This window comes from Terriglobia bacterium (genome assembly GCA_020073205.1).
Lineage (GTDB): Bacteria > Acidobacteriota > Polarisedimenticolia > Polarisedimenticolales > JAIQFR01 > JAIQFR01.
The window spans coordinates 1-26691 of sequence record JAIQFR010000058.1; the positions used below are offsets into that span (position 1 = coordinate 1).

22 protein-coding genes are annotated in these 26691 nt (G+C 67.4%); 15 read left to right on the forward strand and 7 right to left on the reverse strand.

Translation table 11 applies throughout. The features are described 5' to 3' along the window. Both LAO51_12715 and LAO51_12720 read left to right on the forward strand, forming a co-directional pair. Positions 1–280, forward strand: a 280-nt coding sequence (locus tag LAO51_12715) for a hypothetical protein (protein MBZ5639600.1), incomplete at its 5' end; no start/stop codon positions are given. Continuing rightward, positions 280–1758 (forward strand): insulinase family protein, encoded by a 1479-nt coding sequence (locus LAO51_12720; protein ID MBZ5639601.1) that lies wholly within the window; start codon positions 280–282, stop codon positions 1756–1758. The genes LAO51_12715 and LAO51_12720, both read left to right, overlap by 1 nt. A 117-nt stretch (positions 1759–1875) precedes the next feature. On the opposite strand, the gene LAO51_12725 is transcribed toward LAO51_12720, so the two are convergent. The 3 genes from LAO51_12725 to LAO51_12735 all read right to left on the reverse strand — a co-directional run bounded on the left by LAO51_12725 (position 1876) and on the right by LAO51_12735 (position 6901). Next, positions 1876–2496 (reverse strand): hypothetical protein, encoded by a 621-nt coding sequence (locus LAO51_12725; protein MBZ5639602.1) that lies wholly within the window; start codon positions 2494–2496, stop codon positions 1876–1878. 173 nt (positions 2497–2669) lie between these two features. Beyond that, on the reverse strand, positions 2670–4940 hold the full coding sequence (gene aceA, locus LAO51_12730; protein ID MBZ5639603.1) for an isocitrate lyase ICL2: 2271 nt from the start codon (positions 4938–4940) through the stop codon (positions 2670–2672). Beyond that, on the reverse strand, positions 4937–6901 hold the full coding sequence (locus tag LAO51_12735) for a malate synthase (GenBank protein MBZ5639604.1): 1965 nt from the start codon (positions 6899–6901) through the stop codon (positions 4937–4939). Before LAO51_12735 ends, aceA begins: the two co-directional genes overlap by 4 nt. A gap of 164 nt (positions 6902–7065) precedes the next feature. Here LAO51_12735 and LAO51_12740 point away from each other — a divergent pair, with 164 nt between their 5' ends. Then, a complete protein-coding gene (locus LAO51_12740) occupies positions 7066–8241 on the forward strand; it encodes an ATP-binding protein (protein ID MBZ5639605.1) in 1176 nt (391 codons plus the stop codon). 203 nt (positions 8242–8444) lie between these two features. Here the strand turns inward: LAO51_12740 and LAO51_12745 are convergent, their stop codons facing one another. Then, on the reverse strand, positions 8445–11747 hold the full coding sequence (locus tag LAO51_12745) for a hypothetical protein (protein MBZ5639606.1): 3303 nt from the start codon (positions 11745–11747) through the stop codon (positions 8445–8447). 213 nt (positions 11748–11960) lie between these two features. Here LAO51_12745 and LAO51_12750 point away from each other — a divergent pair, with 213 nt between their 5' ends. The 3 genes from LAO51_12750 (at position 11961) to LAO51_12760 (ending at position 13880) form a co-directional block, all read left to right on the forward strand. Beyond that, positions 11961–12149 carry a CPXCG motif-containing cysteine-rich protein gene (locus LAO51_12750; GenBank protein ID MBZ5639607.1) on the forward strand — a complete coding sequence of 63 codons (189 nt, stop codon included), beginning with the start codon at positions 11961–11963 and terminating at the stop codon, positions 12147–12149. A gap of 53 nt (positions 12150–12202) precedes the next feature. Further along, positions 12203–12883, forward strand: coding sequence for a tetratricopeptide repeat protein (locus tag LAO51_12755; protein MBZ5639608.1), 681 nt, complete (start codon positions 12203–12205; stop codon positions 12881–12883). 109 nt (positions 12884–12992) lie between these two features. After that, entirely contained in the window at positions 12993–13880 is an 888-nt protein-coding gene (locus tag LAO51_12760) for a di-heme enzyme (GenBank protein MBZ5639609.1), read from the forward strand. 43 nt (positions 13881–13923) lie between these two features. On the opposite strand, the gene LAO51_12765 is transcribed toward LAO51_12760, so the two are convergent. Beyond that, entirely contained in the window at positions 13924–14604 is a 681-nt protein-coding gene (locus LAO51_12765) for a hypothetical protein (GenBank protein ID MBZ5639610.1), read from the reverse strand. Positions 14605–14788: 184 nt separating this feature from the next. Here LAO51_12765 and LAO51_12770 point away from each other — a divergent pair, with 184 nt between their 5' ends. Together LAO51_12770 and LAO51_12775 are read left to right on the forward strand one after the other, a co-directional pair. Continuing rightward, the gene (locus LAO51_12770) at positions 14789–15229 is read left to right on the forward strand and encodes an alkylmercury lyase family protein (GenBank protein MBZ5639611.1); all 441 of its coding nucleotides are present in this window, start codon (positions 14789–14791) and stop codon (positions 15227–15229) included. Between the two features lie 6 nt (positions 15230–15235). Beyond that, the gene (locus LAO51_12775) at positions 15236–15466 is read left to right on the forward strand and encodes an alkylmercury lyase family protein (protein ID MBZ5639612.1); all 231 of its coding nucleotides are present in this window, start codon (positions 15236–15238) and stop codon (positions 15464–15466) included. A 70-nt stretch (positions 15467–15536) separates the two neighbouring features. Here the strand turns inward: LAO51_12775 and LAO51_12780 are convergent, their stop codons facing one another. Together LAO51_12780 and LAO51_12785 are read right to left on the reverse strand one after the other, a co-directional pair. Beyond that, complete coding sequence (locus tag LAO51_12780; protein ID MBZ5639613.1) at positions 15537–16703, reverse strand: aminotransferase class I/II-fold pyridoxal phosphate-dependent enzyme; 1167 nt, start codon at positions 16701–16703, stop codon at positions 15537–15539. A gap of 38 nt (positions 16704–16741) precedes the next feature. Next, positions 16742–19015, reverse strand: a complete 2274-nt coding sequence (locus LAO51_12785; protein MBZ5639614.1) for a S46 family peptidase — start codon at positions 19013–19015, stop codon at positions 16742–16744. A gap of 205 nt (positions 19016–19220) precedes the next feature. Between LAO51_12785 and LAO51_12790 the strand changes: the two genes are divergently transcribed. The 7 genes from LAO51_12790 to LAO51_12820 all read left to right on the forward strand — a co-directional run. Then, entirely contained in the window at positions 19221–19658 is a 438-nt protein-coding gene (locus tag LAO51_12790) for an Hsp20/alpha crystallin family protein (protein ID MBZ5639615.1), read from the forward strand. A 537-nt stretch (positions 19659–20195) separates the two neighbouring features. Then, complete coding sequence (locus tag LAO51_12795) at positions 20196–21671, forward strand: AsmA family protein (GenBank protein MBZ5639616.1); 1476 nt, start codon at positions 20196–20198, stop codon at positions 21669–21671. Positions 21672–21908: 237 nt separating this feature from the next. Next, entirely contained in the window at positions 21909–23669 is a 1761-nt protein-coding gene (gene kaiC, locus LAO51_12800) for a circadian clock protein KaiC (protein MBZ5639617.1), read from the forward strand. Then, on the forward strand, positions 23666–24013 hold the full coding sequence (locus LAO51_12805) for a circadian clock protein KaiB (protein MBZ5639618.1): 348 nt from the start codon (positions 23666–23668) through the stop codon (positions 24011–24013). Before kaiC ends, LAO51_12805 begins: the two co-directional genes overlap by 4 nt. Beyond that, positions 24010–24363 (forward strand): circadian clock KaiB family protein, encoded by a 354-nt coding sequence (locus LAO51_12810; GenBank protein MBZ5639619.1) that lies wholly within the window; start codon positions 24010–24012, stop codon positions 24361–24363. The genes LAO51_12805 and LAO51_12810 overlap by 4 nt, the downstream gene beginning before the upstream one ends. Further along, positions 24360–26492 (forward strand): PAS domain-containing protein, encoded by a 2133-nt coding sequence (locus LAO51_12815; GenBank protein MBZ5639620.1) that lies wholly within the window; start codon positions 24360–24362, stop codon positions 26490–26492. The genes LAO51_12810 and LAO51_12815 overlap by 4 nt, the downstream gene beginning before the upstream one ends. Before the next feature lie 20 nt (positions 26493–26512). After that, a partial coding sequence (locus LAO51_12820) for a class I tRNA ligase family protein (GenBank protein MBZ5639621.1) occupies positions 26513–26691 on the forward strand: 179 nt, incomplete at its 3' end.

Genomic DNA, 26691 nt, shown 5'->3' on the forward strand with positions numbered 1-26691 from the left:
GCAAGCGACCCTCGTGGGTCTCTATGGCCGGCTCGAGACGAACACCGGCATCCGCGAGACGCTGACGCAGTACCTCGCGGTCGGCACGGTGCAGGACTTCAAGGACTCCCTCGCGCGCATCCAGGCCGTGACCCCCGAGGACGTGCAGCGGGTCGCGCGGCAGTACCTGGTCAAGGAAGGCCGCAACGTGCTGCTCACCAGCCGGAAGGAAGGCGGGAAGCCGCCCGAGGGCATGCGGAGGCCGCGCCCTGCCGCCGCGCCCGAGAAGGAGGGCCAGTGATGATCCGCGGAGCGACGTTGACGATCCTCCTCGGGGCCGCGACCGCCTTCGCCCAGGAGATCCCCGACCGGCCGGAGAAGCTCCAGTTCGCCCCCATCAAATTCGAGACGCCGCGCGCGCGGGACTACAAGGCCAAGCTGCGCAACGGCATCCCGGCGTTCATTGCACAGAGCGGCAAGGAGGGCACGCCCCTCGTGCGCGTCACCGTCTCCTGGCGGGGCGGGTCCTACCTCGACCCGAAGGGCAAGGAGGGCCTCGCCGCGCTGTTCGGCTCCCAGCTCACCCAGGGCGGGACGGCGAAGCTCGAGGCGGCCAAGCTCGAGGACCGGCTGGAGGCCATGGCGGCCACGCTCACGAGCTCCTGCACGGACACGAGCTGCGGCGTCTCCCTCCAGGTGCTGGACAAGGACCTGGCGGAGGGGCTCGACCTGCTGATGCAGGCGCTCATGGAGCCCGCCTTCGCCCAGGAGCGCCTGGACCTCGCGAAGCGGCAGGCCCGCCAGCGGGTCAGCCGGCGCAACGACGACGTGACGTCGATCGCCGGCTACCAGATGAGCTACCTGCTCTTCGGCGAGGGGCACTTCGCGAGCGCCAACGACACCGTCGCCAGCCTGGAGGCGATCACCCGCGACGACCTCGTGGCCTTCCACGCGCGTCTGCTGCATCCGGCCAACCTGTTCGTGGCCGCCGCGGGCCAGTTCGACCGCAAGGCGATGGTCGATGCCCTCGACCGCACCGTGGGGACGCTCAAGGCCGGCCCTAAGGCTCGCGTCAGCCCCGCCGTCCCCGCTCCCGACTTCCGGCGCACCCCCGGCCTGTACGTCACGGACAAGGACGCTCCGCAGGCCATGATCCGCTGGGCTTTCCCCGGGATCCGCCGCACGGACCCCGACTGGCACGCGGCGTACGTGACGAACCAGATCCTGGGAGGCCGCGGGTTCACGAGCCGGCTCATGAAGCGGATCCGCTCCGACGAGGGGCTCACGTACGGCGTGTATTCGAACCTCGAGCCGGGCACGTACTGGCGCGGCGACGTCATGGGGAGCCTCCAGACGAAGAACCGCTCCGCCGCCTACGCGCTCCGGCTGGCCCTCGAGGAGATCCGCAAGCTGAAGGAGCAGGCGGTTTCGGACGACGAGCTGCGCGTGAACAGGGAGGCGATCATCGAGTCCTTCCCCAGCCAGTGGGGCTCGAAGCAGGCCGTCGCGAACCGCTTCGCGGACGAGGCCCGCGAGGGCTGGCCCGAGGATTGGTGGGCGAGCTATCGGGAGAAGATCCAGGCCGTCACCGCCGCCGACGTGCAGCGGATGGCCAGGAAGCTCTTCGACACCGACCGGATGGTGATCCTCGTCGTGGGCAAGGAATCGGAGACGGACCCCGGCGACGCGGACCACCCGGGCGCCCTGAAGGACGTGGCGCCGCTGCCGCTGAGAAACGTGCCGCTCCGCGACCCGGCGACCTTGAAGCCGATGCCGTGAGACGCGGCGGCCGTGGCGCGGGATCCGGATGACGAGGTTGGACGATTGAACCGATAGTCCGGTGCTCGCGGGCGGCCACGCACGATCGTGGCCGCCCCACCCACTGCGAATTGCCGGCTATTCGTGCCTGCGCGACTTCCCGTGATGACCGCCCGGGCCGCCACGCGCGTGGCCGTTTCGCCCGCGGTCCGAGTTGCCGCTTCCATGGTGGCCGCTGCGATTCCAACTCCGGTCTCGCTGCCAATCGCCGTTTCCCCGGTAAGCCTGGCGCTGGTTCCATCCACGATAGGGGGCGTGGGACGCGCGACCGCGCCAACGATCGTGGCCGTCGTAGCCGAAGAAGGATCGCCCGCGATACCACTGCGGGTCGTAGTGGCCTCGACCCTCGATGATGAACTCACCGTAGCCGGACTCAGGTCCCGGGATGTAATCGCTGCAAATCACCCGGCCGTTGTCGTAGACGTACGGCTCGTAGACCACCCCGTAGGGCGTCTCGACCGGGAACGAGTAAACGGGTCGCCACACGTCGAGCGGTTGGTAGAACACGCGGCCGAGGTAGTACGGCTCGTAGTTGCCGACGCTCACGTGGACGCCCGGGGGAAGCGCGATGTTCACCGTGAAGCCAACGTGCACCCTCGCCATTGCCGCGGGGCTGACCACCAGCGCGATCGCAAGGGCGCCGAGAACAACGGCCACGCGCAGGCCCCGTCCGGTATTGAACACCCGATTGATCGACATGGGAGTTCTCCTTCCGGCGCGGGAGTACAGCAAAGGAAATGCCACCGCAAGAAGGGCCCAAGCGATGGAGGATTCCAGTGGGACGAGGGAGTAGACGGGTCCCACGATGTGGGCACTCGACCCCGCCGGTGTCCTGCCGGGGGGACGGCTGGCCCGGCGGGACGGCCCGACGCCTACGTGGGCGGCGGCCCCGTCTTGTCGATGAGCCGCATCAGCGCCAGGCGGTCGGGTTCGAGCAGCTCGGCGATCCGGTCCTTGTGGACTTCGGCGACGATGATGTGCCCGACCTCGTTGCGGACGTCGCTGAAGATCCCGTGGCTCATCATCTTCCTGGCCTGGTACTCGTTGTCCTCGGTCGGATCGACGTAGTGCACCAGGGATGCCTTGTACCGGTGAATCAGGAAGAGGGTCACCAGGGTCATCAGCCTCTTCTTCCGCAAAGCCTCGTCGAAGGTGTTCTGATCGCGAACCGAGAGGATGCTGCGGTCCCGCCGGTCGTGGATGTTGGCGAAGATGACGTTCGCCTCCTCCTCGCCGGTCTGGCCGAAGAGGCCCAGTTCCAGGACCTCCGAGCCGGGGGTGTGCGGCCGCAGGTGCACCCGCAGCTCCAGCGGGACGTGGTAGTGCTTCGCCCACAAGCCCAGCCACTCCGCGAGTAGCTTGGGCGGCACCTCGGTCTGGACCAGATGCTGGGCCTGGGTCGAGCCCTTTCCCATCGCCTTGGTTGCCGCGGTGTGGCCGGTGGAGGCCATCAACGCGCCGTCGAGCCGCGGGCCGCCGACGAGGGTCTGCGGCATCCGGTAGGGCGATTCGAGCAGCCGGAACTTCCTCTGAAGGCGCGCCAGGGCCAGCATGCCGTCCTGCTTCAGGGCCGCGGCGAACTCCTCCCCGGCGAGGCCGTCGATCTGGTGGCCTCCGTAAGTGATGAAGTTGAAGACGTAGCCGAGCTTCCCGAGCTCCTCCGGGAAACGCCTCATCTCCTCGTCGCTCATCCCGGTGGTGTCCCAGTTGAAGGACGGCGAGAGGTTGTACGCGAGCATCTTGTCGGGGTACACCGCGTGGATCGCCCGCGCGAACTCCTTGGCGTCCTCGAGATCGGCCGTCTTGGTCTCCATCCAGAGCAGGTCGGCGAACGGGGCGACCGCGAGCGACTTCGAGGCCGCGTACTCGATCCCGCCCTCGACCTGGTAGTAGCCCTCGGGCGTCTTCGTCGGCTCAGAGTCCCAGTTGACGTGGACGGCGAGCGCCCGGGCCTTCTCGCGAGCGGCGTAGAGGGACGCCGTCTTCGCGAAGGCCGCCCATTCCTCGACGCTCATTTCGAATCGCTCCCCCTCGGCCACCCTGAGGGCCATCGCCTCCGCCACGGCTTGGCCGTACGTCTTCAGCCCCGCTTCCGCCTGCCAGGCATCCACGCAGCGAGTCAGGATCGCGTCGAGAGCCTGCTCGAGGACGGGCGACCTCGAGCTCTTCAGCGCGCCGGCCGCGTCCTTGACGAGCGGCGTCACGCCGGTCCGCTCGAGCCACTCGAACGCGGCGTCGTACTCGACCTCGGAGATCGCGTAGAGGAGATGCCCGCGGGCCTCTTCGACTCCCAGATCGTGGAGCATCTTCAGAATGGCGATGTTGCACACCTTGTAGCTCGGCAGGTCGACGTTCGTCGCGCCGAGGATGAAGGCCTGGTCGCGCTCGTCGCCGCGCCCATCGAGGAAGGTCGCGGACTCCGCGTCGGTGCGGGCCACGACGATCCCCGGCACCCCCATGATGTCGAGCTGGAAGCGGGCGGCGTTCAGGCGCTTGATCTGCTCGTCCTGGGGCACCAGGACCTTGCCCCCCTGGTGGCCACACTTCTTGGCGCCCGGCTTCTGGTCCTCGATGTGAAAGCCGGGAATGCCCACCTCGACGAAGCGGCGGATGAGGTTCCGGACGTGGGCGTCGCCACCGTGGCCGGTGTCGGCGTCCGCGATGATGAACGGCCGATAATCGACGGCAGGGACGGTGTCGAGCTGCTCCGCGGTCATGCGCGCACGGGCGAAATGCTGGTTCTTGTCCGCGGCCAGCAGCATCCGCACGATGGGAGCGCCCTCGTCCGGCACCTGGCTCAGGGGATAGCTCGCCAGGTCGGCTCCGGGATCCTCCGCGCGCGATCCCTTGGCGGAGGTCGCCCAGCCTCCGAGGTAGATCGCCTCGATGCCGAGCCGTTTCATGGTCACGGCCTGGCCCGGCGAGTAGGGACCGAACGTGGTGATCTGGGACCGCCGCGCGAAGAGCTCTCGGAGGCGCAGGTAGAACGCCTCGGCAGCGGCCCGGGCGACGATGTAATCGGTCCGGATGGTCCCGCGCTGCTCGGCGACCTCGCGAGGGGAATAAAGCCTCACGATCCCCTCGAATCGCGGGCTGTCGAACCACGCTCGGACCTCCGCGACCTGCTGCTCGAACGAGTTCATCCGGAATGCCCGCCTCTCTCCCCGTCCCGCGTTGCGACGAAGTCCAGGTTCTCCGTGATCCGCGTGCCGTTCCCGGAGTACGCGTCCATGTACAGGGTGATCCGTCGTTTCGCCTCGTCGAGATCGTGGTTGTTCAGGTTGATGTTGAGGAGGTCGATGTACCACGGTGCCTTGACGTCGCTCCGCACGTACCTTTCGACGATCTCGCGTGCGATCGGCAGCGTGGTGCTCTTGGAGTTGTCGTGAACGTCCCGGTTGCCCGCGACGCGGAGCTTCGCGTACTCGGAGACGAGCAGCTTGAGGAAGAGCTCCGCGGTGAACGGATCGCCGGCCGTCGTCCCGGTCTCGGAATCGGCCTCGGTCATGCGGGCGCGCTTGTGCAGCCACTCCCAGAGGATGCTCAGGCGGATCTCGCCCGTCGCCATGTCCTCCATCAGGTAGAGGACGTCGTCGTTCCCGAAGAAGTCGGCGGGCTTGAGCGCGGCCGCTTGAAACCCCTGTCCGAACGCGTTGCCGTACTGCAGCGCGACGTTCAGCAGGTCGCGCGCCCCTCGGACGGTTCGGGGCGCGGGCTCGAGCGACGTCAGGCCGGCCGCATCGGCCCCGGTGTAGGTGAGGCGGGGGAACGGACGGCCGAGCTGGTTGTCCTCTCCGATGCTCTCCCAAACGGGGCGCACGATGTGCACCATCTTCCAGTGCGCGACCCATTTCCCGCTCGCGCCCTCGCGCTGTTCCCGCGCGGCGCCCGCGACGGCCTTCCGCATCCCGCTGTCCACACCGGCACCCGAGCCGACGGGGATGTTGGGCTCCATCCCCCCCTGCCACAGCGCGAACCTCTCCTCCCGGTCGGGCGTGTTCACGGCGCGGCGGACGCGGTCCTCGTAATTCCTCATGTACCCGTAGGTCATCGTGACGGCGTCGATGTTGGGGTTCTGGAAATCGGGGTCCCACGCCATCGCATCGGAAACGCTGTTGATGTAGTCCCAGCGGCCGGTATTGAAGCCGACGAAGTGCGGGCCGAGAGCCGCGCGGATCTCCATGAGCTGGAAGCTGGCCTCGAGCTGCTCGACGAGCACGTAGACCTTGACGGTGCCTCGGCCCAGGCCGAGGTGCGCTTCGAGCGCGGAGAGGATGTCGCTCCACAACGCGGCTTCCTCGGCCGTCTGGATCTTGGGGAGGTACAGGACCACGGAGGCGCCGGAGCCGCGAAGGGTTCCCTGGTTGTGCACGACGTACAGGACGGCATCGACGATCGATGCCGAGAACCCCCTGCCGTCGCTCCACCGCACGTGACGGTCGTCCAGGTGGAGCCCCCGGGCCCGAAAGATCCGCGTCGTGAACTCGAGCTGCTTCCTCCAGTCCTCGATGATCGGACGCCCGAAGAAGCCCCTCGCCCAGGCGTTCATCTCCTCGGCCACCTCGGCCGCAACCTGCAGGAAGAGCGGGCTCGATCCGATCGCCAGCTTGAGGTTCCGCTGGTTGTCGAGCGACATCGTCGAGATCTGACCGAGCGCGTCCTCGCCATCGAACATCCACCCGTCGGCGCCGGACAGCAGGGCGTAGGCGACGTTGCGGATGCTCTTCTCGAGAGTCTCGTTCGGCTTCGCCGCGGGACCCGTCCCCTGGATCCACTGACGCCTCAGATCGGGAGGAATCTCGCCGCCCGAGAAGTTCCCCTCCCTGGCGTCACGGACCCTGATCCGCGTTCGCGGAATCGCGGATTCAGGGTCGAGGAATCCGATCCTCTCCCTGTTTCGCGCCCGCTCCGCTCTCCTCCGGGTGCGAGCGTCCATAAGCGCTCTGCGATCCGAATCGAATCCCGCCAGAGCGGCGAAAGCCGACAACGCGTCAGGGGTGAAGACGTCCGGGTACTCTCGCTGGACGCCGGCACGAAGCTCGAGGCCGGGGGCGCCGCCGGGCGCGCCGGTATCCCCAGGTCTCGCGTCCGCGCCACGACTCAAGAGTGACCCCCGCTGCCGCGCCCGGTCCGGCCCCGCCCGGGGGCCAGACGCCGCCCATCCATCATACGATGACGGGGGGCGCCGCGGGATCTCCACGCCGGGGTCGAAGGCGTGAGTCTGCAGAATGGCCTTGACTGGGCAGAATATCCGGATATTATTCCCTTGTGGGTCAAATTATCAAGAGACTGCTCGCGCTCCCCGATCTCACCCGACACTCGGTCTTCCTGTGGGGACCGCGCAGGACGGGGAAGACGTTCTGGATCCGACAGCACCTCGCCGGCTCGCCGTTGATCGACCTCCTCGAGACCGACGTGTTCGCCGACTACGCCAGTCGGCCGGCGCTACTCCGGGAGCGATTCTCCGCGCCGGGGGCCGCGAAAGGACGGGGCCCGATCGTCATCGACGAGGTTCAAAAGCTCCCCGTCCTGCTCGACGAGGTTCACTGGCTGATCGAGAACCGGAAGCTCACGTTCCTTCTGACGGGTTCGAGCGCGCGGAAGCTGCGGCGGGGCCACGCCAACCTGCTCGGGGGTCGCGCCCGTCGCCGGGAGATGAGGCCGCTGTGCTTCCCGGAGATCGATCGCCTCGACCTCGAGCGGATCGTCTCGAGCGGGCTTCTTCCGCCGCACTTCCTCTCGGAGGATCCGTCGGACGACATCCGGTCGTACGTCAACGACTACCTCAAGGAGGAGATCGTCTCGGAGGGCGTCGCGGTCAGCCTTCCGGCCTTCACCGATTTCCTGCGCGTCGCCGCGATCACGAGCAGCGAGCTGCTCAACTACACGAACGTGGCGCGCGAGGTCGGCGTGTCCGCCAAGGTCGTCCGCGGCTACTTCGACCTTCTCGAGGACACGATGCTGAGCTTCCGAGTCGCGCCCTGGACGAAGAGCCCGAACCGCCGGATGATCCAGACGCCGAAGTTCTACCTGTTCGACGTCGGGATCGCGAACCACCTGGCCCGCCGGCGGCCGGCGCCCGGGACGCCGGAGTTCGGGAAGAGCGTCGAGCACCTCGTGCTGATGGAGCTGCAGGCCTTCCGCTCCTATCGAAGCCCGGATCTCGATATTCGCTACTGGCGCACGAGCACCGGGCAAGAGGTCGACTTCGTGCTGAACGACATGGAGGTCGCGATCGAGGTCAAGGCGTCCGCCCGCGTCGCGGACGCCGCGCTCAAGCCCCTGGCCGCTCTCGGCGACGACGGCAGGGTGCGGCGGCGAATCGTGGTGTGCCTCGAGCGCCAGCCTCGTGAGGTCGGCGACCGTCACGGCCGGGTCAGGCTTCTTCCGATCCGAGAGTTCCTCGAGGAGCTGTGGGCCGGAAGGATCGTCTCGCCCGCGTAGTCGAGCGCCCAATCCTCAGGGACAGGGCGCCGCGTTCGGCCGGTCGTCGCGGCCAGGACGAGGAGAGCGGCGGTCAAAGGAAGCCGGCGCGGGACGCCGAGCATCGTGAAGACCATGACGCCGGTGGCCGACGGAGATCCCTCCGGCGCACCCGTCGGCGCCGAACGCGGGAGGCCGTGTCCCGCTCCGTGGTGCCGTGGCCCTCAGGGGCAGGGCGAGGGGTTCGGACGGGGCGTCCCGCTGGAGTCCGTTCCGAGCGTGCTCTCGCCGCAGTCGTTCCGTCCCGAGACCAGGTAGTGGAAGAACTGCCCGACGGACGGGACCTGCGAGTCGGCGACCGAGCCCGCCGCGAGGTTCGAGGACAGGCACGGGTGGGCCCAGGTCCACGCGCCGTTCACGGTTCCCCGGTAGACGTTGAATCGGCCCGACCCGTTCAGGGACCCCCAGCCGAGCGTCGCCTTGTCGGCGGCCCACGAGAGGCCCGACGCGCCCTCGACCCCAAGGAGGCTCGACGGGCATGCGCAGTACACCCCGCCCAGCTGCGTGTTCTGCCCGATGCCGCCCCAGACGATCATCCGGCCGTTCCCGGTCCAGACCGCCTTGTGCGCGTAGCGCGCGGTCGGCGCATCGAGCGACGAGACGCTGCCGCGGGGCCACGTCCCGCCCACCGGCGAGGGGGTATAGCGCTTCCCGTCCCCGTACACCCTCGAGCCCGCGCCGCTCTCGCCGCCCCAGACGATCATCTCCCCGCCGTCCCAGACCGCCGTGTGCTGGGCGCGCGCGACGGGCGAGTCGGTCGCCGTCATCGCCGTCCAGCCGCCGAGAATCTCGTTCGGGACGATGCCGCCGGTGCTCAGCTCGTTCGTGCCGTCCGTGCCGCCCCAGACGATCATCTGGCTTCCCGTCCAGACGGCGGAGTGCAGGAAGCGCGCGGAGGGCACGCCTCCCTTCGTGCTGATCCCCGTCCAGGTGTTCGAGGCCGGCGTGTACATCGCGCCGTTCCCGTAGACGTTCGAGGCGAGGTCGTGGCCTCCCCACACCCACATCGACGCCCCGTTCCAGATCGCGGTGTGCTCGTAGCGGCCGGCGAGCGTCGTCGCTGCGATGACCTGCCAGGTCCCGCCGGACGGGGTGTAGATCGCGCCGTCGTTGAACGCGGTGCCGCCGTTCTCTCCCCCCCACACGATCATCCCCGTGCCGGTCCAGACGGCGGTGGCCTTCTCCCGCGCCGCGATCGGGGCGAAGCTGAGGAAGTCCCAGCCGCCGAGCGACGGATCGAAGTACCAGAGCGTGTTCCAGTACTCCCCGTCGTACCCGCCGAACACCAGCATCTGGGTCCCCGTCCAGACGGCGCAGTGATAGGCGTACGACACGCCCCACTGGCCGCTGTCGATGTTGGCCCAGCTGGCCATCGCGGGATCGAACGCGCCGCCGTTCAGCTCGACGCCGGACACGTCGAACCCGCCCCAGACCCACATCTGCGTTCCGGTCCAGATCGTGCTGAACCCCCATCGCGCGGTGGGAGGGCTCCCCGCGGTCGCCACCGTGCTCGTCGGCACCCAGGAGTCGCTCGCGGGGCTGTACCGCCCGCCCGTGTTCTTGTCGTGGAACGCGCCGTCGTCTCCGCCCCACACGATCATCTCCGTCCCCGTCCAGACCGCCACGTGGTTCCGGCGCGCGGCCGGCGCGCCGCTCGAGCTCGGGATGATCCACAGGTTCGTGTTCGGATCGTATCGGCCCCCGGAGCCGAAGAGGGTCGGGCCGGCGAACGCCCATCCGCCCCACACGATCATCTCGGTGCCGGTCCAGATCGCGGTGTGGCCGTGCCGCCCGCTCGGCGCGCCGGAGGTCGCGGTCGCGGACCAGGCGCCCGATCCGGGATCGTAGATGCCGCCGTCGTTGAGATCCGCGGACGAGTTGTCACCGCCCCAGACGATCATCCGGCTGCCCGTCGAGACCGCGGTGAAGAACTCGCGTGCCGAGGGGGCGCCGACGACCGACATGGCGTTCCACGAGTTCGTCGAAGGGCTGTACCGGCTCCCCGTCTGGTAGAAGGTGGTGGCGTCGTGGCCGCCCCAGGCGACCATCACCCCGGCGCTCCCGACCCAGACGGAGCGGTGATAGCCGCGGGCCGTGGGAGCGCCGATCGTGGACGTCGCGACCCACGTGTCCGTCGACGGATTGTACCGGCCGCCGGTGTTGAGATAGATCGCCGGGAAGACGCTGGAGTCGTACCCTCCCCACACGATCATCTCGGTGCCCGACCACACGGCGGTGGGCCCCTGCCGGGCGCTCGGCGCGCCGATCGTGGAGGTCGCGACCCACGTGTCCGTCGACGGGTCGTACCGGCCGCCGGTGTTGGTATTCGTTCCGCCGCCGCCCCAGACGATCATCTCGGTGCCGGTCCACACCGCGTCCACGCCGTAGCGGAGCTGGGGGGCGCCCGTCAGCGTCATCGGCGTCCACGAGTCGGTGACGGGGTTGTAACGCGCGCCCGAGGTCGTGTCCGGCGTGGGCATCGAGCCGCTCCACACGATCATCTCGGATCCGGTCCAGACCGTCTCCGGACTGACCCGCGGGGACGGCACGGCCTGCGACGTGGGGACCCAGGTGTCGTTCGCGCAGTAGGCCGAAAGGGCGTCGATCTGGATGGGGGAATACGCGGAGGTGCCGGCCGCAGGGGCCGCACTCTGCTTCGGCGCCTCCGCCTGCCACCAGGCGCCGAAAGGCGTCTTCGGCCAGGAGCCCGTGGCGATCGTGAGCGTGTCGGGTGCGCTCTCGATCACGTCGCTCCGGTAGAAGGCGCTCTCGCTCTCCAGCGGCGTGCCGGTGCGCCCCTTGAGCTCCTCGAGGATCTCCGCCAGCTCGTCCGCGTCCACGTGCACGGTCTCGCGGGCCGGCTGCCCCGGCAGCCGCGGCTGGGTGTCGGCGCGGGTCGTCCAGGTGACCTCCGCGTAGCGCGCGGCGACCGCCCGCAGGTCCGCCGGTCCCGAGACCTTCCTCAGCGCGGCCTCGGCCTGGGCGCGGACCTCCGCGTGGAAGCGGGGGTCGAACGCGTACCACGAGCGGAGCAGGCGATCGGCGAGGATCGGCCGCACGAGCACCTCGGCCTCGAGGGTCGGGTCGTCGCCGAGGGCGTCCAGGATCTCGTGGAGCGTCGCGCCGTCCTTCGTCTCGCGTCCGATCCGGTCCATCTCGGCCTGCAGCTGACCGTGGGTGATCGGCCGATGCCAGATCGCGTCGAGCGCGGCTGACATCCTGAGCGCGTTTTCGACCTTGCGTCTCGACGCGTCGTCCGGCACGACGGACTCGAAGCTCGGTTTGGGACCCGGATTCTGCTCCGGCCAGACCCGATGAGCCCAGGACACGCGCTCGATCGCCCGCGTCGCGGCGACTCGGTCCTCGAACGACGGAGCGTTGGGAGCCGCGTCCCCCGCGCGTGAAGCTCCGGGGGACGCGAGCGAGAGAGCGAGAGCAAGAGCGAACGTCGACATGGACCTGTGCATGGGCGGATTCCTCCTCAACCGCCCGAAGTTCTACGCGGGGACTCGCGCAGCGTCATGTCGCACGAAGATGTCGCCGAGGTGACGTGGGTCAACCGCTCGAAGCGGCCGGCACGACGTCCACCGGCGACCCCGCTCCGGGGGAACGGACCCTTGGACACCTTGAGATCGAGCTAAGATGTCCAGACTGAGGCTGGCGCAGATGCGGACCGTACGATGACGACACCGCCTCCACTGAGCTGCCCTTACTGCGGCGAGGATGTCGAGGTGGACATCGACGAAGGCGGCGGAAGCCGGCAGGCCTTCGTGCAGGACTGCCCGGTGTGCTGCCGGCCGTGGCAGGTCGTGGCCGTGCGCGCCAGGGACGCCGCCTGGAGCGTGACGCTTCGGACCGCGGACGACTGATGCCCGGGCGGGACCCGCCGCGCTTCGTTATAATTCTGGACGAAGGAGGTCCCATGGGTCGCCCAGCCGCACTCGTCTTCGCCCTATCCCTCGCGATCCCCGGCATCGCCGCCGCGTCCGGCTCGTCGCCGATGCCGATGCCGATGTCGGGCTCCGAAACGCAATCGCCGACGCCCGAGCAGGAAGCGGTCGCGTACTACAACGACGGGGTCGCGTACCGCGAGAAGGCCGACAAGCTCGAGAAGGAGGCGGCCACCGCGGTCGACGCCGCCAAGAAGGCAAAGCTCCTCGACAAGAGCAAGGACCTTCACGATTCGTCCATCAAGAAGTTCCTGAAGGCCGTCAGGAACGACCCGAGGATGTTCCAGGCCTGGGGAAGCCTCGGCTACGCGTACCGGAAGACCGGCAACTACCCCGTGGCGCTCGAGGCGTACGACAAGGCGCTCGCCCTGGAGAAGTCCTATACGCCGGCCATCGAGTACCGCGCCGAGGCCTACCTCGGCCTCAACCGGCTCGACGAAGCGAAGTCCGCGTACATGACGCTGTTCGGATCGGATCGCGCCCGTGCCGACGAGCTGGTCGCGGCGATGGAGAAATGGGTCGAGATGCGGAAAGCCGATCCCGCCGGCGTCGCCCCGGCGACCGTCGAGGAATTCGGCAAATGGGTCGCGGAGCGGAAGCAGCTCGCGTCCCAGACATCGTCGCTCAGAGACCCGAATTCTCCACGCTGGTAGCGCCACGCCACCCCATCGTCTCATCGGCCTTCTCGTCCTGGCGGCGGCGGGCTTCACCTGGCGGCTTCCCCAGGGGTTTCCCGCGCCGCGCGTTCCCGCCGACAACCGGATGACCGAGGAGAAGGTCGCGCTGGGGCGCCGTCTCTTCTACGACCTTCGCCTGTCGTCGAACGGCACGCAGTCCTGCGCTTCCTGCCATCAGCAGCAGCGCGCCTTCACCGACGGCCGGGCCCACGCCGTCGGGTCCACCGGCGAGGAGCACCCACGGGGCGCGATGAGCCTCGCGAACGCGGCCTACGGCGCCTCGCTCACGTGGACGGACCCGGACACGACGAACCTCGAGGAGCAGATGCGGGTGCCGCTTCTTGGCGAGCACCCCGTCGAGATGGGGATGGCGGGCCACGAGGACGAGGTCGTGGCGCGGCTGCGCCGCGATTCCCTCTACGCGAGGCTCTTTCCGGCCGCGTTCCCGGGGGAAGGAGACGCGGTGAGCCTCGTGAACGTCCGAAAGGCGATCGCGTCGTTCGAAAGAACGATCCTGTCCGGCGACTCCCCCTACGACCGGCTCGTCTGGAAGGACGATCGCGACGCTCTCTCGCCCGCCGCGCGCCGGGGAATGGCCCTCTTCTTCTCGGAGCGGCTGGCGTGCTCGAAGTGCCATGCGGGGTTCACGTTCTCCGGCCCCGTGCGGTGGGCCGGAGGTCCGGAGACGCGGCCCGCGCTCGAGGACAACGGCCTCGGCGGGCGCTTTCGCGTGCCGACGCTCCGGAACATCGCGGTCACCGCCCCTTACATGCACGACGGGCGGTTCGAGACCCTCGATGCGGTGATCGACCACTACGCCGAGGGCGGCCTGCCGTCGCCGACCCTTAGCGCTCTCGTCAAGGGCTTCACGATCACGAAAGAGGAGAAGGCCGAGCTCGTCGAGTTTCTCGAGAGCCTCACGGACGTGGACTTCCTGAAAGACCCGAGGCTGGCGGACCCGTGGAGGAACTGACCCCCAGGTTCTATGGCGCGATCCGATGGAGACGGGGTCCGACTCACGGGCGCCGGCGCGCGTGCTCACATCCGGCGCGCAGCGGACACGCGGGACAGAGAGGACGATTCCGCTTGCAGAGCGTCCGGCCATGTTGCGAGAGGAGCAGATGCACCTCCTGCATCACGCTCGGCTCGGGTGGGAGATCCTTCGCCGTCGCGCGGCCTCCGGCATAGGTCTTCGCGTAGGATTTCGCCTCCTGGACGAGGCCGAGGCGGACGAGAACGCGCAGCCCGTTCGAATCCGGCGCCAAAAGCGCGTGCCGCCCGGAGAACAGCAGGATCTTCTCCGCGCCCGGCTCCCCGATGCCTGGGAAAGACCGCAGCGCCCGCTTCGCCGCGTCGAGCGGACCCCGAATCGCTGCGCCGAGGTCGCCTCCGAACTCCTCGACGGCGATACGCGCGCATTCGCGCAGCTTGGCCGCGAAGGTGCCCTTGAGGATCCCACGGGCCGTGACGCCCTCGAGGACGCGCTGCTCGGCCAACAGTAGAGCGGTCGGGCTCGTTCCGACGATCCTCTTGAGGTGCTCGAACGCCTCGTGCCGGCGGGGGGGAGGGGCCAGATACGCGACGTTCTCCAACAGGATCAGCTCGAACGGGTCGGCAGTCGGCGGCGGCGCCGGCGGGCCGTAGTGCTCGCGAAGCCGCCTCGACGCCTCGGTCAGATCGAGCGCCGCCCTGGGCATGATGCGCTCAGCTTACTCTCTCTCCGCGAGACCGCCACGGGCCGGCATGGCCGCTCGTGCTCCAGCATCGCGACCGACGCTTGCGCGAGAATCCGTAGAGGCTCGGCGACCGTCATGGGCGCTTCCAGAAAAAGCCGGGAAGGTGTAAGAACGTTGCCGGTCGCAAGTCTCGTGGAGGTGGACAATGGACCTCGACGTCCAGGTGAAGATGGCGGTCTACGGACATTTCGCCGAGACCGGTCAGAGGCCTTCGCCGCACGATGTCGCGGAGCGAACGGGGCTCGGCGCCTCGACCGTGATCGACGCGTACCGGCGACTTCGATCGAGCCGGGTGCTCGTCCTCGAGGACGACGGTACGTCGATCCGGATGGCCCCGCCGTTCTCCGGGGTGCCCACCGAGCACGTCGTCCACTCGGGCGGCATCCGGTACTTCGCGAACTGCGCGTGGGACGCGCTCGGGGTGCCGTCGGCGCTCGAGGCGCCCGCCACGGTGCTTTCGCGTTGCGCACAATCGGGTGAGCCCCTGCGCCTCGACGTGGGCCTCGAGGGTCCGGAGGCCTCGGACTGGCTGTTCCACTGCCTCGTCCCGGCGTCGAAGTGGTGGGACGACATCGTCTTCACCTGACGCAACATGCTCCTCTTCCGGTCGGAGGAAAGGGTCCGAGAGTGGTGCGCGGCGCGCGGGGCACCCGTCCGTCCCCTCGTCGCCATCCCGCAGCTTTGGGCGCTCGCCACGACGTGGTACAGGACCCGGCTCAGGGCGGACTCGCGACGGCCGCAGCCGGACGAGATGCGGAGGATCTTCGCGAGCCTCGGCCTCGAGGGGGAGTTCTGGGATCCCCGGTCGGACCGTTTCGGTTAGGCTCACGCCCGGACGCGGGACGACGATTCGTTCGGGCGAGTCCACGCGCGGCGCCGCGTTCCGCCCTCGCTCAGTTCCCCAGCCGCTCTCGGATCCTGCGAATCCCCTCGGCGAGCGTCTCCTCCCGCTTGCAGAAGGCGAAGCGCACCAGGTGCCGGAAGGGGGCCGGGTCCTCGCAAAACGCGGTGACCGGGATCGCGGCCACGCCGGCGCGCGCGGGAAGGCCGCGGCAGAAAGCGTCCGCGTCGTCGAATCCGAGGGGCCGGATGTCGGCGATGACGAAATAGGTTCCCGCCGGACGGTGCACGGCGAGGCCCGCGTCCTCGAGGCCTTCACAGAGTCGGTCACGGCGGCCGCGATACGTGGCCACGAAGTCCCGGAAGTAGCCGTCATCCGCGAATAGCGCCGCCGCGATCGCGTGCTGGAACGGCGTCGAGGTGCAGAACGTGACGAACTGGTGGGCGGCGCGGATCGCCGCGGAGAGCGGGGGAGGCGCGCACGCGAAGCCGATCTTCCAGCCGGTGAGGCTGAACGTCTTCCCGGACGACGAGATCATCACGGTCCGCTCCCGCATCCCGGGGAGCGCCGCGAGGGGGAGGTGCTCCCCCTCGAACACGAGGTGCTCGTACACCTCGTCGGTGACGGCGATCAGTTCCCGATCGCGGCAGACCGCGGCGATCGCCTGAAGCTCCTGTCGCGAGAAGACCTTGCCCAACGGGTTCTGCGGGGTGTTCAGCAAGAGGAGGCGCGCCCGCGCCCCGGCGGCCCGCGCGAGCGCGCCGGGATCGAGCGCGAAGTCCGGCGGCGCGAGCGGGACCGTCCGTACGGTCGCACCCGCGAGCGCGAGCGAGGGCCGGTAGGAGTCGTACGCGGGATCGAAGACGATCGCCTCGTCCCCGGGCTCGCAAAGGGCCTGGACCGTCGCGAAGATCGCCTCGGTGGCCCCGGAGAAGATCGTGACCTCGGCGTCCGGGTCGTAGGCGAGTCCATAGAATCTCTCGCGGTGAGCCGCCACGGCCCGGTTGAGCGCGGGCACCCCGAACGAGCGGCAGTACTGGTTCTCTCCCGCGCGGATCGCGGCGATCGCGGCCTCCTTCACGAAGCCGGGCCCGTCGAAGTCCGGGTATCCCTGGCCGAGGTTGACGGCACCGTGCTCGAGGGCGAGCCGCGTCATCTCCGAGAAGATGCTCGTCCCGAACCGCGACAGCCGCCGGTTCTGCGGTGGACGGTGGCTCATCTCTCTGCCCTCGCCGGGACCCGCTCCGGGCCCGCGCCTCAGGAGTGGGAGCCGAGCCGCGGGTCGATCTCGCGCAGCAGGTCCGTGGCGCCGTCCACCTCGGTCATCACCCAGAGCATGTAGCGCACGTCCACCAGGATCGAGCGCGTGCGCACGGCGTCGAATACGATGTCGGAGCCGACCGTGTCGAACGTGCCGTCGAACAGCAGCCCGATCAGCTGCCCCTTGGCGTTCAGCGCGGGCGATCCCGAGTTGCCCCCGGTGGTGTCCACCGTGGCCAGGAAGTTCACCGGCACGTCGGCGAGCCTGGAAGTCGCGTAAGGCGTCTTCTTGCCGGCGCGGAGCGCGGCGATCGCGTCCAGCTCGGCCTTGGGCGCGTTGAACGGGGCCGTGCCGGTTTGCTTCTCCAGAATCCCGGCGAGCGTCGTCTGCGGCAGGTACACGAGCCCGTCGCGCTCGCCGACCCCCTCGACCTTGCCGAACGTCACCCGAAGCGTGCCGTTGGCGTCGGGCGGGAGGAGGCCACCCGAAAATTCCAGGAGCGCGCGGACGTACCGAGGCGTGAGCCGCGAGCGCAGCCCCTCGTTCTTCTTGTCGCGCTCCTCGATCTCCTCTCTCGCCGGGTACAGGAGCGCGGCCAGATCGATGAAGCCGTCCTTGGTCGCGAGCACGTCGGCGGTGGGCTTCTCGAGGAGCCCGAGGCGCAGCGAAAGGTCGGAGAGACGGGTTCCGGCGTAGACCTTGTCGAGGAACGCATCGATGGCGCGCCCGGCGTCGGCGTCGCCCATCCCGGCGGCGAGTCCGACGGCCGCGTCCAGCGGCGCGATGCGGGAGGCCGCGGGAAGGCGCGCCGCCTCGAGGAGGCCGTAACGGAACATCGCGCGGTCGACCTTGAGGTCCAGCGTCTTCTGCTGCCGCTCCTCGCGCTCGCGGATCCTTTTCCAGTTGCGCTCCTGGTACTCCGGGTCGCGATCGAGGTCCGCCTTCGCCCGCTCCAGCGAGAGCTTGTGGATCGTCCCGGCGGACGCGAAGAGCGAGGATCCGGACACGACCGCGCGGAGCGCGGAATCCCGCTCACGGGTCCTGTTCTCCTCCGCGGTCAGCGCGTCGAGGGCCGGAAGGACGTCACCGTACTCCTTGACCCGCGCGGGGTCGGCGGCGATCCACGCCGTGAGCTCCTTCTCGCGCGCTTCCTTGGCGGCGAGGAGGTTGGCCTGGAGGAGGCCCTTCAGCTTTCCGCGGTTGTTGGTGAGGCCGTTGTTGAGGCCGCGCACGCGGTTGGCGACCTTGATCCGGATCTCCGGGTCGTCGCGCGACACGTCCTCGAGGATCGCCAGCTGGTCCTCCGACCGCTTGATCTGCCGCGGCAGCGTCCACTCGGTCATCCGCCGGATCGCCGAGTAGGTCTCCATCCGGCGGGTCGAGCCCGGGTAGCCGACGACGAAGACCGGATCGCCCGGCTCGACCCCCTTGGGATCGACCTCAAGCCGGACTTTCGGGTGATAGGGCACGTTGTCCTTCGAATACGGCGCGGACTTCCCCTCCTTGGAGACGTAGGCCCGGTAGAAGCCGAAGTCGCCCGTGTGGCGCGGCCACTGCCAGTTGTCGATCTCGCCTCCGAACGAGCCGATCCCGGCGGCGGGCGTGTACACGAGCCGGACGTCCTGGATCTCGAGCTGCGCGATCTCGAAGTAGCGGTACCCCTCGAAGTAGCTCGCGACGCGGCACCGGAGGCCGTCCTTCTCGCACTCCTTAATGCGCTCCTTGGTCCGCCGCTCGATGACCTCGAAGCGGGCGCGGTCGTCGATCTTCGGGTCGATGTTCCCGGTGATCTCGCCGGTGACCTCCTTCACCGAGAGCATCACGTAGGCGCGGCTCCCCGGCCCGGCCCAAAGCTCGTCCTCCCGCGTCTTCGCGAGGTAGCCGTCCTCCAGCAGGTTGCGCGCGGGGGTCGCGTTGTACTGCAGCGCGCCGGTCACGCAGTGCTGGTTCGTGACGATGAGCCCGTCCGGAGAAACGAAGGAAGCGCTGCAGCCGCCGAGGGAGACGACCGCTCCCATCGGATACCCCGTGAGGTCCGCGAATGCTTTCGGGTCGCCCTTGAAGCCGATGGCGTCCAGCTGTTTCCGGAGCTCGGGGATCTGCTGCGGCATCCACATTCCCTCGTCGGCGAGGGCGGGGCGGCAGCACGGAACGACGGCGAGGAGACAGGTCAGAAGTCGGAAGCCCCTCACGCGAACCTCCCTTGGTTTGGGGTGACCGGGGCATTCTGCCACGAACGGGCCCCGCGACGCAGGCGACCGGGGCCTCATCGGGCTCGGAGGGCTCGGCAGCGTACGAATGATCCTCTGAAATGCGCCGCCCGGCCGCTGGTCGCCCTCGAGGCAAGGAACGACGATACCGCGGCAAGGGATCCCTCTTCCCACGAGACACAGGCTTGACAGTGATCAGCGGGAGTCTTATCCCCCGTAGCGACTTCGATTAGCAACGCATCACGACCCAAGGAGAAAGAACGTCATGAGACTCGTCCGGTGGGACCCATTCCAGAATCTGATCGCGATGAGCAACCAGGTCAACCGCATCTTCAACGATACCAACAGCCCGCGCGCCGAGGATTCGGTCGAGGCGTGGGCACCGCCCGTGGACGTCTTCGAGAGGGGCGACCACCTCGTGTTTCGGGCGGAGATCCCGGGGGTCAAGAAGGAAGACATGGACGTCCGGATCGAGAACGGCGTGCTGACCCTCTGCGGCGAGCGCAAGCAGGAGTCCGAGATCAAGGAGGAGAACGCCTACCGGATGGAGAGCGTCTACGGGACGTTCCGGCGGAGCTTCTCCCTTCCCACCACGGTCGACGCCTCGAAGGTCACCGCAACCTCCAAAGACGGCATCCTCGAGGTGACCGTTCCGAAGATCGAGGCCGCGAAACCCAAGGAGATCGAGATCAAGGCCGCGTAATCGCCCGCCGCAAGGCTCTGCGGGATTGTCGCGGCACGTGGCCAACCCTGGCGGCGGACCTCCGCCGCCGGGGTTGAGCGTCGTCAGAACCGCGCGTTCGCCTTTCGCCGGCAATCCGACAACCCCCGCGAAACACAAGCCGCCGGCTGTGGCCCGTCTCGTACGGCATCTTCCGGTCTGAGCATCCTCCTCGACCATCAACCGAATTCGATCGCCGCCCTGGACCCGCGTCATGAGATCCCCGGGACGCTACCGCGATCCCAGCGGCCATCCCCAGGGCCCGAGCTCGGCACGACGGCCGATTTGCCGACGCGCGCGGGTAGGGTTTTGCCCCATGGCGCTTGCTCGGCTCGCCGCGTATCGTCCCAAGTGAGAAGAGGAATTGCGTCTTGGGACGACAGCAGTGCAAGGCGGGAAGGAGTTGGAGATACGTGGAGCTGGCCGTGCAGCGGCCCTTCTTCTCGTCGTGCTCAGCGCCCGGATCGAGACAACGTTCTCATGAAAGCTCGCGGTCATGTTGACGCCCCGCGCAAGACGATGAGGAAGGTCCTTCTCATCGGGTGCGGCCTCGTGGGCTTCCTCCTGCTCGCGGCCATCGCATTCTCGGCGTGGTTCGACATCAACTCCTGGAAGTCGAACATTGAAGCCACCGTTTCGCACGCCACCGATATGGAGGTCACGATCAAGGGCAAGATCGGGGTCACGCGGTGGCCGCCCCTGGACGTCGTCCTCCATGACCTTCAGTTCCGGATCCGCGGCGACCCGATCCTCACCATCGAGGCGGTCAAGCTGTCGTCGCTCAAACTCGTCCCGCTCTTCCGGAAACAGGTGAGCGCGGGCGCGTGCGAACTCGTGGGCCCCGTCATCACGGTCGTCAAGTACGCGGACGGACGGTTCAACTTCGAAAGCGCGTCCGAGAAGGCTACCGCTGACGGCGGGACTGGCCCGGCCACCCCCGTTTTTGTTGCCTCCCGTCTGAGCGTCCGCGGCGGTCGCTATGCCTACGCGGAACGGAAGACCGGCGAGCGAGCGGACATCGAAGGCATCGAGGCCGACGTCCGCGACTTCGCCATCTCTCCGTCTCGCGCCGAGACGCTGGGCGACTTCTCCTTCGCAGGAAGCATCGCTGGCAAAACGGTACGACGGGGCACGCTCACGATCACCGACGTGAGATCTCCGATCACGGCCGAGAAGGGCCGCTTCTCGCTCGATGCCGTCACGATGGATATCTTCGGCGGCAAGGGCACGGGCGTCGTCGTCGCGCACACCCCCCCGCCCGCGCCCCGCTACGAGATCACCCTCGAGGTCCCGCAATGCCGCGTCGAGCGTCTTCTCGAAGGACTGGGTGAGAAGAAGTTCCTCGGCGGCGAGGGGGCGCTCACGATGCACCTGCTGACGACCGGCCGGGGGAACCGAGAGCTCACGAAGAACCTCTCCGGCGAGGTCTCGCTGCGCGGCAACAAACTCGAGGCGTACGCCATGGATGTGGATCGGCTGGTCGCCAAGGTCGAGAAGACGCGCAGATTCAGCCTCATCGACCTCGGTGCCTTCTTCATCGCCGGCCCTCTCGGCACCGTCGCCACCAAGGGCTACGACTTCGGACGCGCCTACCAGCAGGCCGGGACCGGCCACGGTACCCTCGAGCGGCTGGTGGCGACCTGGCAGATCGGGAACGGCGTCGCCGAGGCCCGAGACTGCGCGCTTGCGACGGAACGGAATCGCGTGGCGTTCGTCGGAAGCATCGACCTGCTTCAGGAGTCCTACCTGGATGCCGTCGTGGCGGTGCTCGACGACAGGGGTTGCTCCCGGTTCAGCCAGCGGCTCTCCGGACCGATCGCGGACCCCAAGCTGCTCACGATGAGCTCGTTCCAGAGACTCGCCGGCCCGTTCGTCGGCCTCTTCCAGAAGGCCCGTCGGATGCTCGCGCCGAATGCCAAGTGCGAGGTCGTCTACAACGGATCCGTCCCGCAGCCGCACGAATCGGCGGAACCTGCCCACCCGGTGCGGCGGTGAACGGAATCGCCCGGAATCTGCGTGGCTCGCGATGAACGGATCGTCCTCGGCGGCGATCCGGGTCACCGGGATTCCCCCGGCCTCGACGCTGGCTGAAGACCGTGAGGTCGTTCGAGAGCGACTCCGGACGTCACTGGAGGCCGGATCCAATCTCGAGATCGACGCGCCGATGGAAGGAGTTGGCTCGCTTCAGGGGATGTCCTAGACTGCTTGCGGCAATGAAGGGGGTGTCCTCCGATGAGGAACGACGGTCCCAAATCCACCTCCCCGGCAGCTCGTTTGCCCAAGTGTCCCACGGGCATCCAGGGTCTCGACGAGATCACGGGGGGTGGATTGCCGCGCGGGCGGCCCACGCTGGTGTGCGGCGGCGCGGGTTGCGGCAAGACGCTGTTCGCCGCGGAATTCCTCGTGCGCGGCGCCGTGAAGTTCGGCGAGCCGGGCGTTTTCATGTCCTTCGAGGAGACGGACGCGGAGCTGAAGAGCAACGTCGCGTCGCTCGGTTTCGACTTGGCGGGTCTGGCCCGGCGCAAGAAGATCGTGCTCGACCACGTCTACATCGAACGCAGCGAGATCCAGGAGACCGGCGAGTACGACCTGGAGGGGCTGTTCGTTCGGCTGGGTCACGCGATCGATACCATCGGCGCCAGGCGCGTGGTGCTGGACACCCTCGAAGCGCTCTTCGCCGGACTGCCCAACGAGGCCATCCTGCGCGCCGAGCTGCGCCGGCTCTTCCGCTGGCTCAAGGACAAGAGCGTGACCGCCGTCATCACGGCCGAGGCCGGGCGCCAGCAACTGACGCGCCACGGGCTGGAGGAGTACGTCTCCGACTGCGTCATCCTGCTCGATCATCGGATCAACGACCAGATCGCCACGCGGCATCTTCGTGTGGTGAAGTACCGCGGCGCCCTGCACGGCACCAACGAATACCCCTTCCTCATCGGCGACGAAGGCATCAGCGTATTGCCCATCACGTCGCTGGGGCTGAACCACAAGGTGTCGAGCGGTAGGATCTCCACCGGCATCCCGCGGCTCGATGCGATGCTGGGCGGCCGGGGTTTCTTCCGCGGAAGCAGCATTCTGCTGACGGGCACGCCCGGCACCGGCAAGACCAGCGTCGCCGCCTGTTTTGCCCAAGCTGCCGCCGGGCGCGGGGATCGCGTGCTCTTCTTCTCGTTCGAGGAATCGCCCAGCCAGATCATCCGCAACATGCGCTCCATCAATTTGCGCTTGGAGCCGCTGGTCCGGCGCGGCCACCTGCGGTTCCACGCGGCGCGGCCCACCCTCTGCGGCCTGGAGATGCACCTGGCCACCATGTTCAAGGAGATCGCCGCGTTTCAACCCGACGTCGTCATCGTGGACCCGATCACCAGCCTGCTGGCCGCGGGCACCGACCACGAAACCAAAGGGATGGTGACGCGGCTGATCGACTTCCTGAAGAGCGGGCAAGTCACCTCGCTCTTCACCAGCCTGACGCACGGCGGCCATGCGCTGCAACAGAGCGAGATCGCCATGTCGTCGCTCATGGACTCGTGGCTGTTGCTCCAGGACTTCGAAGGCAACGGCGAGCGCAATCGCGTGCTCTACGTGCTCAAGGCGCGCGGCATGGCGCATTCGAACCAGGTCCGCGAATTCCTGATCTCCAGCCGGGGCATCGACCTCGTGGACGCCTACATCGGTCCCAGCGGCGTCCTGACCGGCGCCTCCCGCGTGGCGCAGGCCGCCCGCGAAAAAGCCGAAGCGCTGGCCGGCCAACAGGAAGCCGCCCGCCGAAAGCGCGAATTGGAGCGGAAACGCGCGATGCTCGAACACCAGATCGCCGCGCTCCGCTCCGAATACGAAACCGAAGAAGGGGAACTGCGACGCGTGGACGCGCAGGTGGGTACGCGGACGCGCGTGCTGACCGCCGAGAGGACCGAATTGGCCCGCTTGCGCCACTCGGACGCCATCAAGGTGGCGGCCCGCGCTCCGGCCAAGGCCAAATCGAGGGGCCGACGATGAAGGCCGGAACCGTGAGACGCACGGAGTCCGGCTCCCGTCGCCGGCCCGCCAAGCTCTGGCAACTGCGCCTTTACGTGGCCGGCCAGACGCCCAAGTCGGTGGCGGCGTTCTCGAACCTGACGAGGATCTGCGAAGGCCACCTGAACGGGCGCTACAGCATCGAGGTGATCGATTTGGTGGAGCAGCCGCAGCTTTCGAAGGGCGACCAGATCCTGGCCCTTCCCACGCTGGTGCGCAAGCTGCCGCAGCCCGTGCGGAAGATCATCGGCGACCTGTCCGATACCGATCGCGTGCTGGTCGGTTTGGATCTGCGCCCCGCCGATCGTCGCGGGGGTGAGTCGTGAGCACGACCAGGAGCCAGCGGGCGACCCGGGCCCTCGAGAAGTCCCTGGCCTTGAGGCGCAAGGAAAAGTACGTCCTGCGGCTCTACGTGGCAGGGGCCAGCGACCGATCGCGCCAAGCCATCCTGCGCGTCCGGCAACTGTGCGAGGCCGAGCTGAAGAACGACTGGGAGCTGGAGGTGATCGACGTCTATCAGCAGCCCATCCTGGCGCGCGACGGCCAGATCGTCGCGACGCCGACGCTCGTCAAGGAGCTCCCGCGGCCGGTGCGCCGATTCATCGGCGATCTGGCGAACACCGCCCGCTTGTTCGTCGGTTTGGAACTGGACACTAGGGGCAAGGCCCGGCGATGAAGAGCGCTCGCCGCCACGAATCCTCACGCCCGGCGCCGTCCGGCGAAGTCGCCGAGCTCCGCGCCCGCCTGGCCGAAGCGGAGGAGACACTCCGTGCGATTCGCACCGGCGAAGTGGATGCATTGGTGGTCGCGAGCGACAAGGGCGCCCAGGTGTTCACGCTGGAAAGCGCCGAACACGCCTACCGCGTGCTGATCGAGTCCATGAACGAGGGGGCACTGACGCTGACGGCCGACAAGGTGATCCTCTACGCCAACCGGCGCTTCGCCGGCATGGTCAAATGCCCGCTGGAGCAGGTGACGGGGAGCTCCTTTCACCGCTTTCTCTCCGCCGAGGGCCGGGCCGCCATACGACCGCTCCTGAAACGGACCGGCGGATCCGGCTCCAAGATCCAGGTGATGATCCATGCCGCCGACGGCTCGCGGATGCCGGCGCAGATCTCCGTTCGCCCATTGGCGAGGAGCGGTAGGGGACGCGCGACGATCGGCATGGTGGTGACGGACATGACGGAGGCTCGGCGCGACGCCGAAATGCTGCGGGCGTTGTCCCATCGCCTGGTGCAGGTGCAGGAAGCCGAGCGCGGGCGCGTGGCCGCCGAATTGCACGACCACATCACCCAACGCCTCTGCGCCATCCTCTTTCGCTGCCAGGCGCTGGCGGACAGGCTCTCGGCGCGCGACGGGTCATCGAAGGGCGAGGCGACGAAGCTCCGCGAGATGCTCGGCGAGACCGCCGAAGAGGTGGAGCGCATCTCGCGTGATCTTCGCCCCGGCGTGTTGGACGAGCTGGGACTGGTCGCCGTCCTGCGCGCCGCCGGCGCGGAATTCGAGGATCGGACGAGGGTGACCCTCGAGCTGGACTGCGGCAAGCTGACCGCGCGACTGTCCGCCGACGCCGAGCTGGCGATCTACCGCATCTTCCAGGAGGCCTTGAGAAACGTGGAGAGGCACGCACGCGCACGCCATGTCGCCGCGAGCCTGAGACGGCGGGACGCCATCGTCCAGCTGGTGATCCACGACGACGGAGTCGGCTTCGACCCGGATCGTCGCGCGGCGAGCCGAAAAGGAAAGGGGGGGGAGGAGAAGTTCTTATTGGGTGAATTAGGCGAGGAAGAAGAAGAAATCATCGAATTGGTAGATGTTGTGGAAGAACCCGAAACGAGGATGAGCATTAATGATTTCGTTACCACCAAGGAAAAAGAGCCCTATGGTGAAATCACCCCGTTGGAGTCCTGGGAGAAATTAGAGTTTGAGGAGAAGCCTGAAGAGAAAAAATTTGTGCTTCATCCCGAGAGGGAAGTCGTTGAGGAAATGGATCTCCGGTTGGAGAGAGAAAAATCCCAAAAGGAAACCACCCCTGAAGAAGACCTCTTTGAGAAGATCGAATTGGAGGAGATCCTCGAGAAGGTGGAACAGCTCAAGCCCTCGTTAGAGAAGGAATGGCCTTCTGGAAAAGAGGAGAGGGTCTTAGAAGAAGAACCTCTTACGATGGAGGAACCCGCTGAAAAATCATTAGATCTCTCAGGATTCGAAGTAGCCCTTGAGGGTGTGGTCAAAACTGAAGCCGGGGGGTTAGAAATCGAGCCTTTTTCTTTCGAGATACCCAAGGGAGAGGTGAAAGAAGAGGCGATTTTCATAGAGGAATGTGTGGAGGAGGAAGAATTGAAAGAACTGCCTGAAGAGGAATTCCCGGACGAACTTTTGGAAGAGATATTGGGGGAGGAAGAGATTCGTGCCATTGAGGAACCAAGGGAGAAAAGACTAGAAGAGATGAAGATCAAGGAGGCGGTGACAGAGGGGATGAGGATGGATAAGCTCGAAGAGGTGGAAGCTCCGGGGATTTTCGGGGAGGAGGAGGGGGCGGTTTTGGTGAGGAAGGTAGAGAGACAGATGGAAGAAGTTACCTCTCTGGCGAGGATAGTGGATAAACATCTGGAAGAGGTCATCGCCAAAGGAATTCAAGATATGGTCGGAGACTTCATCACAAAAATTCTTCCGGAGATGACCCAACATATCATGGGTCTGAGCGCTGAGCGGATCGAGAAAATGGTAAGAGAGATTGTTCCGGATTTGGCAGAGAAGGCGATTCAAGAGGAGATCAAACGGCTTCAGAAGGGAGAAAAGGATTAAGGAGGATAAAGGGTGCATCGATGGCCTCAAAGGTGTTGGACAAATCTTATGACCCCCACCAGGTGGAGGAGAAATGGTATCGTTATTGGGAGGAGCGTGGCTATTTCAGGGCCGATGAAGATTCGGAGCGCAAGGCCTATTCCATTGTTATCCCCCCGCCCAATGTAACTGGTGTCCTTCATATCGGACACGCACTCAA

Coding starts and splice junctions, on each gene's coding strand:
- LAO51_12725 (MBZ5639602.1), bottom strand. CDS start 2,496: ATGTCGATCAATCGGGTGTTCAATACCGGACGGGGCCTGCGCGTGGCC.
- LAO51_12790 (MBZ5639615.1), top strand. CDS start 19,221: ATGAGACTCGTCCGGTGGGACCCATTCCAGAATCTGATCGCGATGAGC.
- LAO51_12780 (MBZ5639613.1), bottom strand. CDS start 16,703: ATGAGCCACCGTCCACCGCAGAACCGGCGGCTGTCGCGGTTCGGGACG.
- LAO51_12795 (MBZ5639616.1), top strand. CDS start 20,196: ATGAGGAAGGTCCTTCTCATCGGGTGCGGCCTCGTGGGCTTCCTCCTG.
- LAO51_12760 (MBZ5639609.1), top strand. CDS start 12,993: ATGACCGAGGAGAAGGTCGCGCTGGGGCGCCGTCTCTTCTACGACCTT.
- kaiC (MBZ5639617.1), top strand. CDS start 21,909: ATGAGGAACGACGGTCCCAAATCCACCTCCCCGGCAGCTCGTTTGCCC.
- LAO51_12770 (MBZ5639611.1), top strand. CDS start 14,789: ATGGACCTCGACGTCCAGGTGAAGATGGCGGTCTACGGACATTTCGCC.
- LAO51_12775 (MBZ5639612.1), top strand. CDS start 15,236: ATGCTCCTCTTCCGGTCGGAGGAAAGGGTCCGAGAGTGGTGCGCGGCG.
- LAO51_12765 (MBZ5639610.1), bottom strand. CDS start 14,604: ATGCCCAGGGCGGCGCTCGATCTGACCGAGGCGTCGAGGCGGCTTCGC.
- LAO51_12750 (MBZ5639607.1), top strand. CDS start 11,961: ATGACGACACCGCCTCCACTGAGCTGCCCTTACTGCGGCGAGGATGTC.
- LAO51_12755 (MBZ5639608.1), top strand. CDS start 12,203: ATGGGTCGCCCAGCCGCACTCGTCTTCGCCCTATCCCTCGCGATCCCC.
- aceA (MBZ5639603.1), bottom strand. CDS start 4,940: ATGAACTCGTTCGAGCAGCAGGTCGCGGAGGTCCGAGCGTGGTTCGAC.
- LAO51_12745 (MBZ5639606.1), bottom strand. CDS start 11,747: ATGCACAGGTCCATGTCGACGTTCGCTCTTGCTCTCGCTCTCTCGCTC.
- LAO51_12720 (MBZ5639601.1), top strand. CDS start 280: ATGATCCGCGGAGCGACGTTGACGATCCTCCTCGGGGCCGCGACCGCC.
- LAO51_12785 (MBZ5639614.1), bottom strand. CDS start 19,015: ATGAGGCCCCGGTCGCCTGCGTCGCGGGGCCCGTTCGTGGCAGAATGC.
- LAO51_12805 (MBZ5639618.1), top strand. CDS start 23,666: ATGAAGGCCGGAACCGTGAGACGCACGGAGTCCGGCTCCCGTCGCCGG.
- LAO51_12815 (MBZ5639620.1), top strand. CDS start 24,360: ATGAAGAGCGCTCGCCGCCACGAATCCTCACGCCCGGCGCCGTCCGGC.